This window comes from Candidatus Contendobacter odensis Run_B_J11 (assembly GCF_000531125.1).
In the GTDB taxonomy this organism is placed as follows: Bacteria; Pseudomonadota; Gammaproteobacteria; order Competibacterales; family Competibacteraceae; genus Contendibacter; species Contendibacter odensensis.
In genome coordinates, this window is sequence record NZ_CBTK010000273.1 from 16478 (window position 1) to 35098 (window position 18621).

At 57.9% G+C, this 18621-nt stretch carries 8 protein-coding genes; all 8 read left to right on the top strand.

Going from position 1 to position 18621, the window contains the following annotated elements:
* The first annotated feature begins 5 nt into the window (after positions 1-5).
* Positions 6-3449, top strand: coding sequence for a type ISP restriction/modification enzyme (locus tag BN874_RS16850; protein ID WP_051497966.1), 3444 nt, complete (start codon positions 6-8; stop codon positions 3447-3449).
* Between the two features lie 125 nt (positions 3450-3574).
* Positions 3575-6505: a virulence factor SrfB gene (locus BN874_RS16855; protein ID WP_051497967.1), complete on the top strand. Its 2931-nt coding sequence runs from the start codon at positions 3575-3577 to the stop codon at positions 6503-6505.
* 69 nt (positions 6506-6574) lie between these two features.
* Entirely contained in the window at positions 6575-7219 is a 645-nt protein-coding gene (locus BN874_RS16860; RefSeq protein ID WP_034435430.1) for a hypothetical protein, read from the top strand.
* A gap of 61 nt (positions 7220-7280) precedes the next feature.
* Positions 7281-11537, top strand: coding sequence for a PAS domain S-box protein (locus BN874_RS22835; RefSeq protein ID WP_051497968.1), 4257 nt, complete (start codon positions 7281-7283; stop codon positions 11535-11537).
* Between the two features lie 153 nt (positions 11538-11690).
* Positions 11691-15011 (top strand): virulence factor SrfC family protein, encoded by a 3321-nt coding sequence (locus BN874_RS16875; RefSeq protein WP_051497969.1) that lies wholly within the window; start codon positions 11691-11693, stop codon positions 15009-15011.
* Between the two features lie 90 nt (positions 15012-15101).
* Positions 15102-16520 (top strand): hypothetical protein, encoded by a 1419-nt coding sequence (locus tag BN874_RS16880; protein WP_034435431.1) that lies wholly within the window; start codon positions 15102-15104, stop codon positions 16518-16520.
* Between the two features lie 68 nt (positions 16521-16588).
* A complete protein-coding gene (locus BN874_RS16885; protein ID WP_034435432.1) occupies positions 16589-17638 on the top strand; it encodes a TAXI family TRAP transporter solute-binding subunit in 1050 nt (349 codons plus the stop codon).
* 90 nt (positions 17639-17728) lie between these two features.
* Positions 17729-18621, top strand: an 893-nt coding sequence (locus BN874_RS16890; protein WP_034435433.1) for an MCP four helix bundle domain-containing protein, incomplete at its 3' end; no start/stop codon positions are given.

Here is an 18621-nt window from a genome sequence, read left to right on the forward strand (position 1 = left end):
ACAACGTGAGCCACCCGCTCGAAACCTATCTCGCCACCCTCTGCCAGATTTACGACACCGGCGGCGGCGGCGCCGAAACCTCTTATTACGGTGCGCTGGAGAATCTGCTGAATCAGGCCGGCGACCGCCTCAAACCCCAAGTCCGGGCGGTACCGCAGTTGCGGAATACCGGCGCTGGCGCTCCTGATTTCGGCTTGTTCAGCGCCAGCCAGTTTGAGAATGAGTGCGAAGGAGAGCCGTTGCCGGGCCAGAAGCCGGAACGCGGCGTCGTCGAAGTCAAAGGCTGGCGCGAGGACGCCGCGACGGTCGCCGCCAGCGAGCAGGTGGCCCGCTATGTCCAGCATTACGGCGTGGCCTTGGTCAGCACTTACCGCGATTTTATTCTGGTCGGGCGGGATGCCGCCGACCAGCCGATGCTATTGGAGCATTTTCAACTGGCGGCCAGCGAAGCGGAATTTCTGGAACTGCTGCGGCAGCCGCGCCAGACCGCTGCGCGATTCGGCGACCGTCTGCTGGACTTTCTGGCCCGCGCCCTCAGCTACAACGCGCCATTGACCGATCCGCAGGATCTGGCCTGGTTTCTGGCGTCGCACGCTCGCGAGGCCCGCGCCAGAGTGGACAGCGCCGGTGATTTGCCGGGATTAATAGCGCTGCGTGAAGGACTGGAACGGGCGCTGGGCTTGAAATTTGAGGGCGAAACCGGCGAGCGCTTCTTCCGGGCGACGCTGGTGCAGACTTTGTTTTACGGGGTGTTTTCCGCCTGGGTACTGTGGGCGCGACAGGGTGAAACGGGCCGGTTTGACTGGCGCGCTGCCGCCTGGAGCCTGCATGTACCGATGATCGCCAGCCTGTTCGAGCAGATCGCCACCCCGAAACGGTTGCAACCGCTGCATCTGGACGAGGTGCTGGATTGGGCCGGGCGCACCCTCAACCGGGTAGTTCGTGAGGCGTTCTTCCAGCATTTCGAGGAGGAATACGCCGTCCAGTATTTCTATGAGCCGTTCCTCAAGGCGTATGACCCGGCGCTGCGCAAGCAATTAGGGGTCTGGTACACCCCGCCGGATATCGTGCGTTATCAAGTGGCGCGGGTAGATGCCGTGTTGCGCGAGGAACTGCATCTGACCGATGGTCTGGCCGATCCCTCGGTGCTGGTGCTGGATCCCTGCTGCGGAACTGGCGCTTATCTGGTCGAAGTGTTGCGGCGGATTCAGCAAACCTTGCAGGACAAGAGCGGCGATGCCTTGACCGCTGCGCAACTCAAGCAGGCGGCGCTGACTCGCATTTTCGGCTTTGAACTGCTGCCCGCGCCCTTCGTCGTCGCTCATCTGCAACTGGGCCTGCTGCTGCGAAAGTTCGGCGTACCGCTGCGAGAAGATCGGGAACGGGTCGGCATCTACCTCACCAATGCCTTAACCAACTGGGAACCGCTGGCGCAGCCCGGCCAGCAGATGGCGATTCCGTTCCCGGAATTCCAGGAAGAACGCGACAAGGCGGATGAAATCAAGCAGCGCAAAACCATTCTGGTGATTCTGGGCAATCCGCCGTACAACGCCTTCGCCGGAATCAGCCCGGAACAAGAAGGCGATTTGGTCGAGGCGTACAAGGAAAATCTCAACAAACCGGTAGCGGACGGCGGTTGGGGAATCAAGAAATTCAATCTGGACGATCTCTACGTGCGCTTTTTCCGCATCGCCGAGCGGCGGATCGTCAAGACCGGGCGCGGCGTGGTCTGCTACATCTCCAATCATTCCTGGGTCGGCGATCCCTCCTTCGTCGCCCTGCGCCAGCATCTGTTGAACTCCTTCGACAAGATTTGGGTGGAGAACCTGCACGGCAATCGCAAAGTGAATGAATACGCCCCGGATGGCCGCACCAGCGATTCGATTTTTACCATTCCCGGCTTCTCCGAGGGCATCCGCCAAAGTGTGGTCACATCGCTTTGGGTCAGAACTGGACGCGCCAAAGCCAAATCCGCCAAGCGCACGGCTATTGTGCGTTTCCGGGACGATATTGACGCGGCGCGGGCGGGAGAACGGCGGGCGCAACTGCTGGCCAGTCTGGACGCCCCGGATTTCGACGGTCAGTATCAACGGGCGCAACCGAACCGGGAAAACCGCTTCTCCTTTCGCCCGATGACCATTTCAGCGGCGTATCAAAGCTGGCCCAGCGTCCTCGATCTCTGCGCTGAACCGCCGAGCAATGGCCTGATGGAAAAGCGCGGCGGCGGCTTGATTGACATCGATCGGGACACGCTGGAACAACGAATGCGCGCCTATTTCGATCCGGCGCTGGAGTGGGCCGAACTGGCGGCACTGAACGGTGGTTTGACTAAAGACGCGGCGCGTTTCGACGCCCGCAAAACTCGCACCAAATTACTGGCGACTGAGCAGTTTGATCCCGAACGGTTGCGACGCTACGCGGTGCGGGCCTTTGATACCCGCTGGTGCTATTACCTGCCGGTGCGTCCGCTGTGGAACGAACCGCGCCCGCGCTATTGGCAACAATGCTGGGACGGCAACGCTTTTTTCATGACCCGGTTCCGCTCTTCGGCCTCGCCCGAAGGAGCGCCCTGCTCCTGGGTGGCTGGCCTGTCCGACGATCATTTCCTGATGCCGGACAACGCCTGCTTTCCGGTATGGCTGCGCCATCTTCCTCAAGCAGTCAAAAAAAACGGCTCGAATGGCGCGCTGGCCGGCATCGGCGACGAGCCGGTCACTATCGCCAATCTTTCACCTACTGCCCGCGCCTATCTGCAACATTTGAAGCTGCCCGATCCCGATCAGGACGCTGAAACTGCCGCATTGATCTGGCGACACGCGCTGGCTATCGGCTTCAGCCCGGCTTATCAGCGCGAGAATAGCGACGGCATTCGCCAGGATTGGCCCCGTATTCCACTGCCGGATCATGGAGAGACATTGCAAGCTTCCGTCGATCGGGGTCGCCAAATCGCCGCGTTGCTGGATGTCGATCAGCCGGTGGTCGGCGTGACCGCAGGCAAGATTCAGCCGGAATTGCGGCCTTTGGGCCTGATGTGCCGGGTCGGCGGCGGCGCTCTTGATCCCGATGCTGGAGAACTGGCGGTGACGGCGGGTTGGGGTTACGCCGGCAAGGATGGCGCAACCATGCCTGGCAAAGGCCGTCTTGAGTCGCGCCCGGCTTCGGAAGCCTCAGCGGAACCGGCCTATGACCTCTACCTGAACCCAGCCGCCTATGTCAGCAATGTGCCCCGATCGGTATGGGAGTACAGCATCGGCGGTTATCAAGTGATCAAAAAGTGGCTGAGCTATCGGGAAAAGGCGCTGTTAGGGCGGGATTTGCGGCTGGATGAGGCGCAAGCGCTCACTGGCCTGATTCATCGGCTGGCGGCATTAACCGCGCTGCAACCGCAACTGGACACCCTTTACGCAGTAGCGCGGGATAGCGCCTGGAAAGCAGGCGAAAAGCGGTAACCGGTTGCAGTGAAATGCGAGACGCTTGTTAAAGCCCCTGTTTATCATTAAGCCTACAATACGATTCCGGTTTGCCGGTCAGCGTCAGAATTAGCAAAGACATCCCATTGGTAAAGGTCACAGCCATGCTGGCGAAACTCAAGAAATTCAGTCCGCTTATCAACCTGATTCCCAACACCGCCATCCAGTTTCTGGATTTTGGCTTCAATCTCAGCCAAAGCCGGGTATCGCGGGCGTTCCTGAGCGAGACCGGCGCGGATCATCGCCCGGTGCTGACCAGCCTGTACCCCGACGACGCCAGCGGCCAGTTCGTGACCGAGGACGGGCGGGCGGTGACTCCCGAACAGGCCTATTCCTTCAATGCTGCCAAGGCGGCGGGCATTTTTGCCGGGGTCTGGATTCCGCTGCCGTTCCTGCGGGTGCGCGAGCGACGCCCGGATGGCGATCACCTGTTCGACCAAGGCCCCTGCAACTGGGCACGGGCGCGGCTGATGGAATTGCCGACACCGGATGCCGACGGCCACACCCACCGCGTGACCTTCGCTTTCGATACCCAACTGTTGCCGACCCGCGAGGGCCGGCCCTATCTCGCCCCCAGTCCGCTGGATATGCAGTCCGGCGAGGAATTCGCCCTGAGTGATGCCGAGGCGGATACCGAGTGGTTTCTGGACCAGGAATGGGTGAGCGAGTGGCTGTACCAGCGCTTTCATGCCTTTGAATTGCGCCGTCGCGCCCCGCGCCGGGTAGATGAGGCTGAACTGCGCGCCAGTCCCGACCCGGTGGCAGCCTATCTCACCGTACTAACTCTGCTGCGGCGGGCGGCGCAACCGCCCAAACTGCGCTTCACCTTCGTCGACAACGGCCCGACCGCCCGGCTGAACCGGCCCGTAGACGTGGATCTGGTGCTGGACATCGGCAATTCCCGTACTTGCGGGATCTTGATGGAAACCAGCGGCGACAATCCGGTGGACATGAACGACAGCTACCGGCTGGAACTGCGCGATTTCAGCCATCCCGAACAGGTTTACGACGAGCCGTTTCCCAGTCGGGTCGAGTTCGTGCGCGGTGCCTTCGGCGATGAAAAATTATCCCGCCGTAGCGGTCGTCCTGGCGCCTTCATGTGGCCGTCAGTAACGCGGGTCGGCTTTGAGGCGCAGGCGCTGTCCTATTTCAGCCACGGCACCGAGGGCAACACCGGCCTGTCCAGCCCCAAGCGCTATCTGTGGGATACCGATGCCCGCCACCACGCCTGGCGCTTCAATCCCGGCCCGGACAGCACCGGCGGCGACAGCGGCCCGGTCACCACCGGCCCATTCGTTGGTTATCTGCGCGAAGATGGCGAGGAACTGGCGGCGGGTGAACCGCCCGCCGTGACCGCGCTGTTCTCGCGTGGTGCGCTGATGAGCTTCTTCGTTGCCGAGGTGCTGTTACAAGCGTTCGTGCAAGCCAATTCTCCGGCCCGTCGCTACGAGCGGGTCTATTCCGACGCCCCGCGCCGGTTGCGACGGGTGATTTTGACCCTGCCCACCGCCATGCCGCTGGCCGAACGTAAATTATTCGCCCGCCGGGTTCATACCGCAGTGCGGCTGAGTTGGCGGGCGCTGGGGCTGGAGGAGAGCCAGGCGCCGGAACCGTTCATGCAATGGGACGAAGCCACCGGCACCCAGATCGTGTTTCTTTACAACGAGATCAAGCACAACTTTCAGGGCGACGCCACGCTGTTCTTCAAGGTGTTTGGGCGAGTGCGCGAAGGCTATGGCGAGTTGCCCTGTCTGCGGCTGGCCAGCATTGATATCGGCGGCGGCACCACCGATCTGATCATCACCACCTATCAACTGGAAGGCGGCACCGCAGTGAAGCCGGTGCAGGAATTCCGCGAAGGTTTCAATATCGCCGGCGATGATGTGCTGTGTGGACTGATCGAGCGCAATGTGCTGCCGGCGCTGCTGGATGCGATTCGCCACAGCGGCGCGGCCAATGCCGAAGAATTGCTGGCACGGTTGTTGGGCGCTAATCGCGGCGATCAGGCCGAGCGCGACCGGACCTTGCGCCGGCAGTTCGCCAATCAAGTAGCGCTGCCGCTGGCGCTGGCGCTGCTGCACCGCTACGAAAACGCCGATCTCAGCGCCGGTAACGAAGCGCTGACCCTGCGGCTGGCTGATGTCTATCCCACCGACAGCGAGCCGCATGAGCAGGTGGTGGCGTTTCTGGAAGAAGCGGTGCGCGCCGCCGGCGGTCAGGGATTCAAGCTGGATCAAGTGATGTTCGCCACCACCATGCTGGCGCTCGATACCACGGTGCGACGGATTCTCGGTCAAGTGCTGAGTGACCTGTGCGAGGTGGTTCATCTCTACGATTGCGACTATCTGCTGATTTCCGGGCGGCCCTGCCGGTTACCGGCGATCCGGGCGGCAATTCTGGCGAAACTGCCAACCCCGCCGGATCGCATCGTCAGTCTGCATACCTACCGGGTCGGCGACTGGTATCCGTTCCGCTCGGTCGGCGGGCGGTTGACCGACCCCAAAACTACGGCAGCGGTAGGGGCGATGGTGTGTGCGCTGGCGGAAGGACAGTTGTATAAATTCAACCTGCGCAGCCGTGAACTGGGGATGAAATCCACCGCCCGTTTCATCGGGGTGCTGGAACAGACCGGGCGGCTGAAAAAGGACAATGTACTGTTCGCCAATCTGGAACTGGAAGACCACAAGGCTCGACTGCCGGAAGCAACCTTCGATTTCTACGCGCCGGTGTTTCTCGGCTTCCGGCAACTGGGCATCGAGCGCTGGCCGGCCACCCCGTTGTATCGGGTCACCTTCGCCCATCCGCAGGATGCCCGCGCCAAGGCGCTACCGCTCAAGGTTACGCTGGAACGTTCCACCGATGAAAATGTGGATCTGGATTTCAAAATCGCCGATGTGGCCGATGCCAACGGCAATCAGCAACCCATTGGAGTGGTGTTGCTGAAATTGCAGACGCTGAAAGACGAGTATGGCTACTGGCTGGATACCGGCATTTTCTCGATTTCTGCCCGAACCGGCGATGCGCCGCGTCCCTGAGCATCTCCTTCCCCTCCCCCGCCTTGTAAAGCAAAGGGGAGGCTTGACCGCTTTCCCGATGACGAAACCATGACCGATACCCCGAGTATTCCGCTGCATCCCAGCCTGCAAAGGCTGAGCGCTACGCACCGCCGCCTGTTGCGATTGTTCGGTTTACTGCTGGCCATGACGATGGCCGGTCTGCTGCTATTCTTAATGGTGACCGCTTTTTCAAGTCGGGATATTGCCAGCCTGTTGCTACTAGCGTTCATGGGGCTGGTCATGCTGCCGGTGATGGCGCTGTCCGGCGGATTGCTGTGGTATCTGGATCGTTGGCAGGAACGGCGCTTGACCAAGGCCAACCAGGTGCTGCAGGACTATCAACCAGTGACGGTTCGAATAGCGCCGATAGGATCGTCGGGTGGGCGAGCAGCGCTGGTTGCGTTGCATCCGCTGACCAGCGGGCAGGCCACTCTGGAACCGCTCCATGCGCTGCTTAATCCCTCCTTCCGCTGGATCCGCCCGCCGCGTGAGGAAATCACCGTTGAGTTGTATTGCCCGAAACTGGCGCCCGGTCATGATCTGGTCGCGCTCCAGTCCGACGGTAGTGCGCTCATCGGTAAGGTGGTGGCATTAGCAGCCTACGACCGCGAACAACTGTTGATAAAGATCGTGGTATTTGTCCTGCTGGCATTGATAGCGACGGTGTTGGGTGTGCAGGCGTTGAATCAATGAGCTACAAAAGACATAAGATATAAGACATAAAAAAACCGCTTCCAAAGGAGATCGGTTGATAATGACTATGCCCCGCTGGATCTTTAGCTTTGCGGTCAGATTCCCGCTGTTTGTACTGATATTGTTGTTTTCAGTCATTTGGGGGCTGGCGGGCTTTATCAACATTTCGCTGAAACCCGATCTGGAACGCTTGCTCTCTGATCAACAGTTCTCAGCCGTTTCAGCGATTGCGGCCAGCATTGATCAGGAGACTCACCTGCGTCTGCAAGCCCTTGATGAACTGGCCCGATCTATTGGCAAGCGCACTCTCATCAGTGAGCCAAAACAGCTTGATGAATTTCTGCACGATAATCTGGCGGTCGGTGCATTGTTTAACGGCGGTCTCTTGATGCTGGACGCTACTGGAGTCTGTCTCGCCGACGCCTCGGATATGCCGGACCGTGTGGGTCTGAATCTGGCCGACCGCGATTATTTTATCGCCGCACTGGAGCAGCGTAAGCCCTGGGTAGGTATCCCCGTGGCGGGTAAATTATCTGACCGGCCACTGGTCGCAATGAGCGTGCCTATTACCGATACCTTTGGAAAAGTAACCGGAGTGCTGGCCGGCATTACTTATCTCGACGCAGAAAATTTTATCCGTCGGATTGTCGCTACTTACCGTAGCAAGGGCGGCGGCGTTTTGATTATTGACCCCAAGAGCGGTCGTTTTGTCGCAGCAACCCATTCCAGCCGTACCTTCCAACTGATTCCCGCGCCAGGCGTCAACCAAATGCATGACCGCTACATGGCCGGTTTTGAAGGCTCCGGGGTTGCGCTGAATTCTCGGGGTATCGAAGAGCTGTCTTCCAGTCATCGCATCCCCACCGCCCAGTGGTTTGCGGTCGCCGTGTTACCGGTAGCGATAGCGTTCGCCCCCATTACGGCAGTACAAAACACCATCCTGAGTGCGGCTCTGTTCCTGTCGCTGGTCATTCCATTACTGGCCACACTGGTAATTCACCACTGGCTGGCGCCACTGCAAGATACCACGCGGGCGTTGCGCAATATGGCTACCGGCCAGCGGCTGCTGGAACCATTACCGGTGACCACCCGCAACGAGATCGGGCAACTCATTACCAGCTTCAATCAGTTCCAGGCTCGCATTCGCGATAACGAAAACCTGCTGCGCGAACAGCGTTCCCGGTTGGACGCCACTCTGGAGGCGGCACGGATGTGCTTTATCGAGTGGGTGATTAGTACAGAAGAACCGGTGGCCCGTGCCTTGCTGGATCGGGTTCACCCGGAGGATCGCGACCGGATCGCGACCGTGATAGCCCGTGACCTCGCCACCCACGGACAATTTCTGGTGGAGTTCCGCCGTGATCAGCCGGCGGTGAATACGCCATGGTTTATGGCCCGTGGCCGGATTTTCGACTCCAGCGCAACCAATCGTCAGGCCATTGCTATCGTTTGGGATATTACCGAATTCAAGATGGCGGAACTCGCCCTCTACGAGAATGAGGAACGGTTTGAGGCGATTGTGGATTCGCTGAATGACGCGGTGTTTCTCCATGAAGGTCAAAGCGGCAGGATTCTATTCGTCAACGCCAAGGCCAGTGAAATGTTCGGCTATACCCGCGAGGCGTTGGTATCGTTGACGATTGGAGACTTGAGCGCCGGGGTGCCGCCCTATACCCAACAGGACGCGATGGCTTGGCTCACCCGTGCATGGGAAGGAGAACCGCAATTTTTTGAATGGCGCGCCAAGGATGCGCAAGGTCGCCTGTTCTGGATTGAAGCCAATGCGCGGGTTGCGCGGATCAGCGGTGGGCAGCAACTGGTTGTCGTGGTCCGCGATATTGATCACCGTAAGCAAGCCGCTATGGCCTTGCAGGAGAGTGAAGAACGCTATCGCTCGCTGCTGGCTCTCTCCCCGGACGCTATTTTTGTGCATCACCAAGGGATCATGGTCATGGTCAACAGCTCGGCGCTGCAATTGTTTGGGGCTGAGCGTGAAGATCAATTGCTGGGTTTGCCGTGGACGGCACGGGTTCACCCGGACTTTCACCAGATCGCCAGAGAACGGGTAGAGCAGATTCAAGACACCGCCGCAGACTGCTTGGCCGTGTTACCCGTAATAGAGCCACGTTGCATGTTGCGGGTGGATGGTTCTGCCATTGACGTCGAAGTGACGACGAGCAAGATCATGCTCGCCGAGGGCAGTGCCGTATTGTCCATTGCCCGTGATGTTACCCAGCGCAAGCGCGATGAAGCACGGCTCAAGACCTTGCTGACGCAGCAGGAGGCCATTCTCGACAATGCCATCGTCGGTATTGTTCTGCTCAAACAGCGAGTGATTATCCAATGCAACCGCCGTTTTGAAGAAATGCTTGGTTATGGCGAAGGCGAGATGCTGGGTTATACCACCCGGATTATTTATCGAACTGATGAGGACTATCAGGCGATTGGCGAGCGGGCTTATAGCGCATTGGATCGGGGTGAAGTTTACCTGGAAGAAATCCAGCTTAAACGTAAAGACGGCAGCATTTTCTGGGGCTATTTACACGGTCGGGCGCTGGATTTGAACTATCCAGAAAATGGCAGTGTATGGATTTACACCGATCAGACCGATCAGAAACAGGCCCAGGAACATCTGCAACTGGCGGCGAGCGTATTTGAGAACGCCGCTGAGGGCATTATGATTACCGGCGCTGACGATATTATTCTCGCAATCAATCAAGCGTTTACCGAAATTACCGGCTATACCGCCGAGGATGTGGTTGGGAATAAACCGGATTTGTTCAAATCCGGGCGGCAGGATGCCGTGTTCTATCAGCAGATGTGGCAGGCGCTGGTTAGGAACGGCGAATGGCGCGGAGAAATCTGGAACCGGCGCAAAAATGGAGAAATCTACCCAGAGATATTATCCATCCAGGCGATCAAGGATAAGGCTGGCCGGATCACCAATTACATAGCAATGTTTACCGATATTGCCGAGAAAAAGCGTTCAGAGAACCAGCTTGCCTTCCTTATCCACCATGATCCTCTGACTGAATTGCCAAATCGGGTTCTATTTACGGATCGGCTGGACCACGGTATTCAGCGGACGGTCCGTGGCCAGGCGCGATTGGCGGTGCTGTTCATCGATCTCGATCACTTCAAGACGGTTAACGATTCCCTGGGTCACCCGCTTGGCGATCAAGCGCTCCAGATGATCGCCCGCCAATTGACTCAAGCAGTGCGCACCAGTGATACGCTGGCGCGGCTGGGCGGTGACAAGTTTATCCTGATGATCGAGGATATCAACGGTGTCCAGGACACGGTGCTGATTGCACAGAAATTATTAAACACCTTTACCCAACCCTTCATTCTGGCTGGATATGAGCTGTATCTCTCCGCCAGTATCGGCATCAGCATTTATCCGACCGATGGCAATGACGCGCACGAACTGATCAAAAACGCCGAAGCTGCAATGTACCAGGCCAAGGCCAAAGGCCGGAACAACTATCACTACTATGCTAGAGAAATGACTGCTGATGCGGCCGAGCGACTGCAACTCGAATCCATGCTGAGGCGATCCATCGAGCGCAATGAGCTGGTCGTCTACTTTCAACCGCAGGTAGATTTAGCCAGTGGCGCACTGATTGGTGCCGAGGCACTGGTCCGCTGGCAACATCCCACCCTGGGATTGATTCCGCCGATAAAATTTATTCCATTGGCTGAGGAGACCGGTTTTATCTCTGCTCTGGGTGAATGGGTTTTACGCAACGCCTGCCTAAAACTAAAAACTTGGCGGGCAGCCGGTTATCAGTTGCCCAAGGTTTCGGTCAATCTGTCCATCAAGCAATTTGAGCGTGGTGATGTGGTTCATCTGGTTGAGAAAATTCTTACCGCTACGGGTCTGCCACCGGAGTGTCTGGAACTGGAGATTACCGAATCATTCGTTGTGAACGCTGATGATGCGTTTGGATTCATCGCTGAGTTGAAAGCTCTGGGTATCTCTCTGTCAGTAGACGATTTTGGCACCGGTTATTCTTCCCTGATGTATCTGAAAAACCTGCCGATTCAGCAGCTCAAAATTGACCGATCTTTCGTTATGGATATTGGCCAGGATACTAATAACGAGGCTATTGTGCGTACTATCATTGCGCTGGCCAAAAACCTGGGTTTAGCAGTGATTGCCGAGGGAGTAGAGACGAAGGCACAGGCGGACTTTCTACTGTCCGAAGGATGCCCACAGGGTCAGGGCTATTATTACGACAAACCATTGCCGGAAAAAGAATTCGTCGAGCGCTGGCTGGCCCGCCAGGGTGTCAGCGCAACCACCAGGAAAGACTAGAATCACACAGGCAAGACTTTCGCTAAACTCGTAAATTTGTCATATCCGCGAAAGCGGGTATCCAGGCTTTTCAGGGGCTTATCTGGATTCCCGCCTACGCGGGAATGACGGAAAGCGAAAGTCCTGACAGGCATTCATTCGGAGAGCGTTATTGTGCTGACATTTCAGGCCGGTCAAAATCTTTCCCTGAGCCAACAGACACCCGGCCTCCAGCATCTCGAACTGGAGCTGAGCTGGGAGCCTGCCGATGGTCCCTGGACGCTCGACGCCAGCGCTTTTGCGCTGACCGCTCAGGGCCGGGTACGCGGTGATGGTGATTTCATCTTCTATAACCAGCCGGCATTACCGGACGGTGGACTCCAGCTTGAGTCGGATCGACGGCGATTCAGCGTGCGCCTCGCGGCTCTGCCGATTGAGGTTGAAAAAGTCGCTATTGCGCTGACGCTGGATACGGGAGGCGGCCCGTCGTTTGCGGCGCTGCGTTGGGTGCGGCTGGAACTGCGCAACGGCGAGAACCGGAGCGGCATCGCCAGTTTTACCTTGCCTACCGCCGGGATGACCGAGACTGCAATGGTGCTGGGTGAATTGTATCGGCGCAGTGGCAATTGGAAATTTCGGGCGGTTGGTCAGGGCTTTGCCGGTGGCCTGGCGGCGCTGGCCCACCATTTCGGCGTGGAGGTGGGCGATGAACCTGCGCCGGTGATTCCACCGATGCCGCGTCCGGTGGAAAAAACGCCTGATGCTTCGCCTCCCACGGTCGCGACACCCGCACCGCAGGCCGCACCGGTTCCACCTGCTCCAACGCCGATACCCACCCCAGCCCCCGTTCCTTCCTTGTCCCCCACCGCGAACAGCAGCGTCAGCAACGAGCAACTCCGCGCCCTGTGTCAAGACCTTGAACAAGTCAGCACCGAATTTCTGGTCTGGCTGGATCAGCATCCCGACCGGGTTGGGCAAGAAAAAGCCGGTCTGACCAAGGAATTCCGCCGGCTGACCAGCCAGGCCCGTCGTCTGGATCAAGCCGCACAACGTCCGATGTGCGCCGGAGTGTTCGGCCCCAGCCAGTCCGGCAAGTCCTATCTGATCTCGGCGCTGGCCCGCAAGGGCACCGCGCCGCTGCTGGCTGATTTCGCCGGCCAGACCATTGATTTCATCCGCGACATCAACCCGGAAGGTGGCCGCGAATCCACCGGGCTGGTAACCCGCTTCACCCTGCAAACCACCCCTGGCGCTTCACCCGCCGCGCCGGTGCAGATGCGGCTGTTGACCCAGACCGATCTGGTCAAGATGCTCGGCAACACCTATTACGCCGATTGTGACCACAGCGACGACCAGCCGCTGAGTCCGGCCTGGCTGAATGAACTGCTGGAAGGACTGGCTCCGGCCGCGCAGGCCCAAGCGGTCGATCCGCTGACTGCCGATGATGTTTTCGATTTGCAAGCCTATTTCGAGCGCTATTTCAAGGGCTTCGAGCGAGTGCGACTGTTGCGACATGGGTTTTGGGAACAGGCGGCGCAACTGGCGCCCCGGCTGCGAATTCAGGATCGCGCCAAACTGTTCGGGGTGATCTGGGGCGATGTAACGGCATTCAGCCAGCTTTATATGCGCCTGTACACCGGCTTGCAGGGCTTGAATTTCGCCAGTGATGCCTGCGCCGGGCTGGAGGCACTGCTGCCACGCGAGCAAAGCATCATTGACGTGCAGACCCTGAAAGGTCTGGGCACTGGCGGCGGTGGCACCTTGACCCTCACCGGCGTCAACGGTGCCCGAGTGACACTGCCGCGCAGCGAAGTAACGGCGTTGATTGCTGAATTGCGCATCGTCATCAGCGAACAGCCCTGGGATTTCTTCCAGCATACCGATCTGCTCGATTTCCCCGGCGCCCGTTCCCGCGAACAAGTCAAGGATTTACCCACCTTCCTGCAAAGTAATGATGCGCTACAGGGTTTGTTTCTGCGCGGCAAAGTGGCGTATCTGTTTGATCGCTATTGCGCGGAACAGGAATTAACCAGCATGTTACTGTGCATTGGTCCCAGCAATCAGGAAGTCAAGACCCTGCCGGAAATGGTGTATGACTGGATTGTTTCTACCCACGGCGCGACCCCGGAACAACGGGCGCAACAGCCAACTGCACTGTTTCTGGTATTGACCAAGTTTGATATGGAGTTTGAGGAGAAGGCGGGTGAACGGTCGCCGGAAAGCCGCTGGATTACCCGGATGGAAAGTTCACTGCTGAACTTCTTTGGTAAACAGCACGACTGGCCGCGCCAGTGGGATAGCCACGGGGTATTTCGCAATAGCTATTGGCTGCGTAATCCCAACTTCAAGGCGAAGAACATTTTCGACTACGATGAGCAGAATCGTGAGACGGGCGTCCGGCCGGGTGAGCGCAAGCGGATTGAATTGTTCAAGGCCGCCTTTCTGCGCGATGCGGTTGCCAGCGCCCATTTTCGCGATCCGCAGCAGGCCTGGGATGCCGGATTTGCTCTTAATGACGGCGGCATTAGTTATCTGGCCGATAATCTGCGGCCCTTGTGCAATCCCGAACTCAAGCGTTTGCAATTGACCAGTCAGGCGGTGCGCTTGCGCGAGCAAATTGTTGAGCGGATCAGCCATTATTACGTCAGTGATAACCCGGAGCAGGAATTAAACAAACGGCTGGCGGCGGCGCAACAGATCGCGGGTTGTCTGATTGATTGCGCCGGCGAACAGCGCTTCGGTGAATTACTGCGCACCTTGCAGGCCGACAGCGACGATCTGGAAGGCATTTACTACCGCATTGAAACTCGGGTGCCCGATGAAAAACAGGCCATCGGCGCTCCAACGATTGGCGCGGCGGTGGATACCCGGAAGATGAAAGCGCTTCTCGGTCTGAGCGCACCAGTGGCGAATGCCGGCGGTGATGATCGCCGCAAGGATGACGCAGCGCTGTTTGCCCGTGAGGTGGTCGCAGAATGGATGCGGGACTTGCAGGACATCGGGGGCAACAAATCACTGTGCAATTACTACCGTTTGCCGGAAACAGCTATGGCTGACTTTGTTAAGGAACTGATCGCCGGTGCGCAGCGGCTGAAACTGGAGGAACGGATCGAGACGCTGGCCCGCGAAGTGACCGGCTTCCGGATGAAATTCGAGCAGATTGTGGCGCTGCCGGCCCGGTTGAGCGCCAACCTGCTCAATGGCTACGTGGATTTTCTGGGCTACGACGCACTATCCCCGGCGCAGCGACCGATGTTGCCATTGGAATCCGGCCCGCGTCCGGTGTTTCCGCCCCGCGCCGTGCCCCGCAGTGGCCCACAACTGAGCGAACAGCCATCCACTTACGACCAGGATTATTACACCGACTGGATTCGCGCCTTCCTGGATTTGGTGGAACGCAACGCCCGCTGCCGCGACGGGGTGGAAGTAGACCTTGCGGCTAATCGCCGCCTGGGTGAATTGTTGGCCCGATTGCAGTCGTCTCATCGACAGTAGGAGCCGGCCTTAGCCCGCGAAAATCGGTCGAAAACGTAGGAGCGGGCTTTCAAGGGTTTGAATTTAAGGCGATTACTCTGGAGAAATTGAATGTCCACCGTTTCGATCCGCATTTCGGAAGACCCGGCCCGCCCGCTGGGACACGCCATCGCTACTCTCAGCGGGTTGCCGCGCACCCTGGAAACCTTTGAATTCGCCCTGAGTCGTCACGGTTTCGCGGCCAATTATCTGGGTCAGGACGGCTGGCAAGGCGCGGAATGCTGGTTGCAGCCCGAAGAAGCCTGGTACAGCGGTGATACCCTGAAAGTGGTCATTCCTCCTGATCTGGCGTTTCAACTGGAAAATATGCCCTACAGCCTGGCGGTGCGCGGCCAAGGTTTATCGGGAACCGCTGCGGTAACCTTTGTCTGGCCGCTGGAACTGGAGATTGAGGACGGGGCGGCCAAGGATGAACGGCGGCTAGTCGGTGGAACGCGGGTGGATGCCGAGCCGAAACCGCGCCCGGTACCGGTGATGGAGCCGCTGTTGCCGCCCCCGTTACCGCTGCCGGAGGTGGGCCATGCGGATCTGGAAATCCCGGATATGCCGATTCCCGCAATGAATGCGGGTGCGCAACTGAGTGATGATGGGTTACCCACTCGTTTGGCCCCGAATCGTGGGGGCGGTCGCTCAATTCCGCTCACCGAGGAACCAACGCGCAGAGTGCCAGGTCGCCGAGTTTCATCCGCCCTTGATGAGGGTGGTAAAAGCTCCACCGCTCCAGCGGTCATGCCGCCCACTCTCCCTAGCCAAGGGGGGAAACAAAAACCGTTATCCCCGCTGCCAATGGAGGATGATCCAAGCTCTGAGGCGAATGCTGCGGCGCTGGATCAGGTACTACGGGATGAAGCACCGACCCGGATCGTGCCGCCACGCCGTCCAGCGTCTCAACCCGCGTCTCAACCCGCGTCTCAACCCGCGTCTCAACCCGCGTCTCAACCCGCGTCTCAACCCGCGTCTCAACCTTCTGCGCCACTCGATGCTTCATCCGAAACGGGTAACGCAGTACCACGTGGCGTATCCGGGCTACTGATCGGGTTGATCGGATTGGCAGCGCTGGCGGCTATGGCTGCCGGGGGATGGTGGTGGTTCAGCCTGCACCGCAGCGAATCACCGACGGCTACCGCTGCCGATCCGTCGCTCGGTGCGCCGGGTAACAATATCCATACCTCGCTTGAACCGAAACCGGCGCCCGAACCAAAGCCCGCACCGGAGCCGAAACCCGCGCCTGAACCGAAACCCGCGCCTGAACCGAAACCCGCGCCTGAACCGATGATACTCACGCCACCGCCGGTGTTGGTTAAACCGCCAGCGTCTCCGCCGAAACCCCGCGTTCCGCCGATACCATCGCCTGTGGTTCCGCCGGCTAAACACAGTTCTGCTCATAGCCTGGAGGACGAATTGAAATCACAATTCGATCCGACAGTACAGGAATTGGAGAAAGGATTGCGCCGCCAGAAGTCACCCTGAGCGCTTTGGGAATGGGGTAGCCGTTTTCACGCAACTGCATCGTGATCTCTCAAACCAGGAGTCTCTTTATGAACCGTTTGCTCATTAGCGGTCTGTTATTTCTATTAGGCGGATTAACTCCCGCATTGGCCGATGATGTAAATGCCCAACAAATTGGCATGGTTACCGGTTCCAAAACCGGAACCTATATTCAGTTTGGTAATGATATTGCCGGGGTCGCTAAAACCGTTGGCCTGGATATTTTAGTCAAGGACTCCCAAGGCTCCATTGATAACATCAAGCGGATTAACAGCAAGGAGAACGCGACCTTCGGTATTGTCCAGTCCGACGTATTAGGTTTTCTCAGCCGCTCTGAGAATCAGGAGATGCGTCAATTGGCAGGACGGTTGCGGCTGATTTTCCCTTTCTACAACGAAGAAGTGCATCTGTTGGCCAGTAAAGCGATCATGTCATTGAATGATTTGCAGGGTAAGCGGGTGGTGGTGGGTGAACAGGGTAGCGGTAATTGGTTAACTGCGATGAATCTGATGCAAATAACAGGAGTGAAGCCGGCTGCGTTGCTGAATTTAGCGCCACTGCAAGGCGTTATTGCCGTACTCAAGGGTGAGGCCGACGCCACCTTTTATGTGGCGGGTAAACCGGTCAGTCTGTTTACCAAGGTGGGGAATCTCATCACCAAGGCGGACTTTGCGCCGCTGCTGGCTAATGTTCATTTTGTACCACTGGATGATCCACGGCTGTTACGTGAATACCAGCCGGCACAAATTGGGATGACCGATTACGATTGGGTGGACACGACGGTGCCGACGATTGCAGTGAAAGCGGTTCTCATGAGTTTTGATTTTTCTGGTAAGCAGAGTCCCTACTTTATTCAGCGTTGCCAACAATTAGCGACGCTGGGCCAGGCCATTCGCGCCAATCTGAATCAATTGAAGCAAACCGGTCATCCCAAGTGGAAGGAAGTGAACCTTGATGAGAAGGTGGGTATCTGGCCATTGGATCGCTGTTCTCGTAGCGGCAAGAACAGCGGCGGCGCCGATGTAAATCTCACCCGCGAATTGGAAAAGATGCTGTTGAACCAGTACGATTGGGGCTGGAAACCGGTTCCCGCGACCTGAGCTGCAATGTTCGCGGGCTAGAGCCACTCCTACGGTATCGGTCGAAAACCGACTAAAACTAAAGCCTATCTCACTTCTTGAGGATGAAACATGATCAACAACCTTAAAATCGGAACCCGCCTCCTGGCAGGATTTCTTTTTCTTGCGCTGATGCTGTTGGTGATGGCGCTACTTGATCACATGAACATTAAGGCGGTCAACGATGGAATGACCACCCTGTTTAATGATCGAACCGTACCCATTCAACAGCTTTCCAGCGTCAATGCCCAACTCCTTAAATCGCGCGGTGATCTGTATAAAGCAACCCTATTTCCAGAAGAACTAGCGACCATCCACCAGGAAGTAGCCAGTCAATTTCAAACTGCTGACAAGGAATGGGCTGCCTATAAGGCTACCGATCTGCTTCCCGCTGAAAAGGAGGCTCTAAGTCGATTTGAACCGGCTTGGGCCACCGTCAAGCAGGAATCATCAAACATTCTGGAGGCTATCAAAACCAAGAATATGGAAGCGGTCACCCGCACAATGGGGAAAGATGGGCAATACGCCGTCAGCCGGGCTACAGCGCAAGCCGCCCTTGAGCAATTGATCGAGATCAATACCAAGGAAGCCGACCGGACCAATACCGAAGGGGATAAAACCTATGCTACGGCGAACCTCATTTCAATTACCGTGACTGTAAGCGCTCTTCTATTAGCCGTATTCATGGGGATCTTGCTCACCCGTAATATCACGCGCCCGCTCATTTATGGGGTTAATTTCGCCAAGACGATTGCAGTAGGTGATCTGACGCGGCGGATTGGACCGCACTATCTGCAACGGGGCGACGAGATCGGCGATCTGGCGAAATCGCTGGATCAGATGGCGGTACAACTCAAGGACACAGTGGGTCAAGTCACCCAAGCCACCTCGCAAGTCAGTTCCTCCGCCGCCGAGATTGCCCAGGGCAGCAGCGATCTGTCACAGCGCACTGAAGAACAAGCCTC

Coding starts and splice junctions, on each gene's coding strand:
- BN874_RS16855 (WP_051497967.1), top strand. CDS start 3,575: ATGCTGGCGAAACTCAAGAAATTCAGTCCGCTTATCAACCTGATTCCC.
- BN874_RS16860 (WP_034435430.1), top strand. CDS start 6,575: ATGACCGATACCCCGAGTATTCCGCTGCATCCCAGCCTGCAAAGGCTG.
- BN874_RS22835 (WP_051497968.1), top strand. CDS start 7,281: ATGACTATGCCCCGCTGGATCTTTAGCTTTGCGGTCAGATTCCCGCTG.
- BN874_RS16880 (WP_034435431.1), top strand. CDS start 15,102: ATGTCCACCGTTTCGATCCGCATTTCGGAAGACCCGGCCCGCCCGCTG.
- BN874_RS16885 (WP_034435432.1), top strand. CDS start 16,589: ATGAACCGTTTGCTCATTAGCGGTCTGTTATTTCTATTAGGCGGATTA.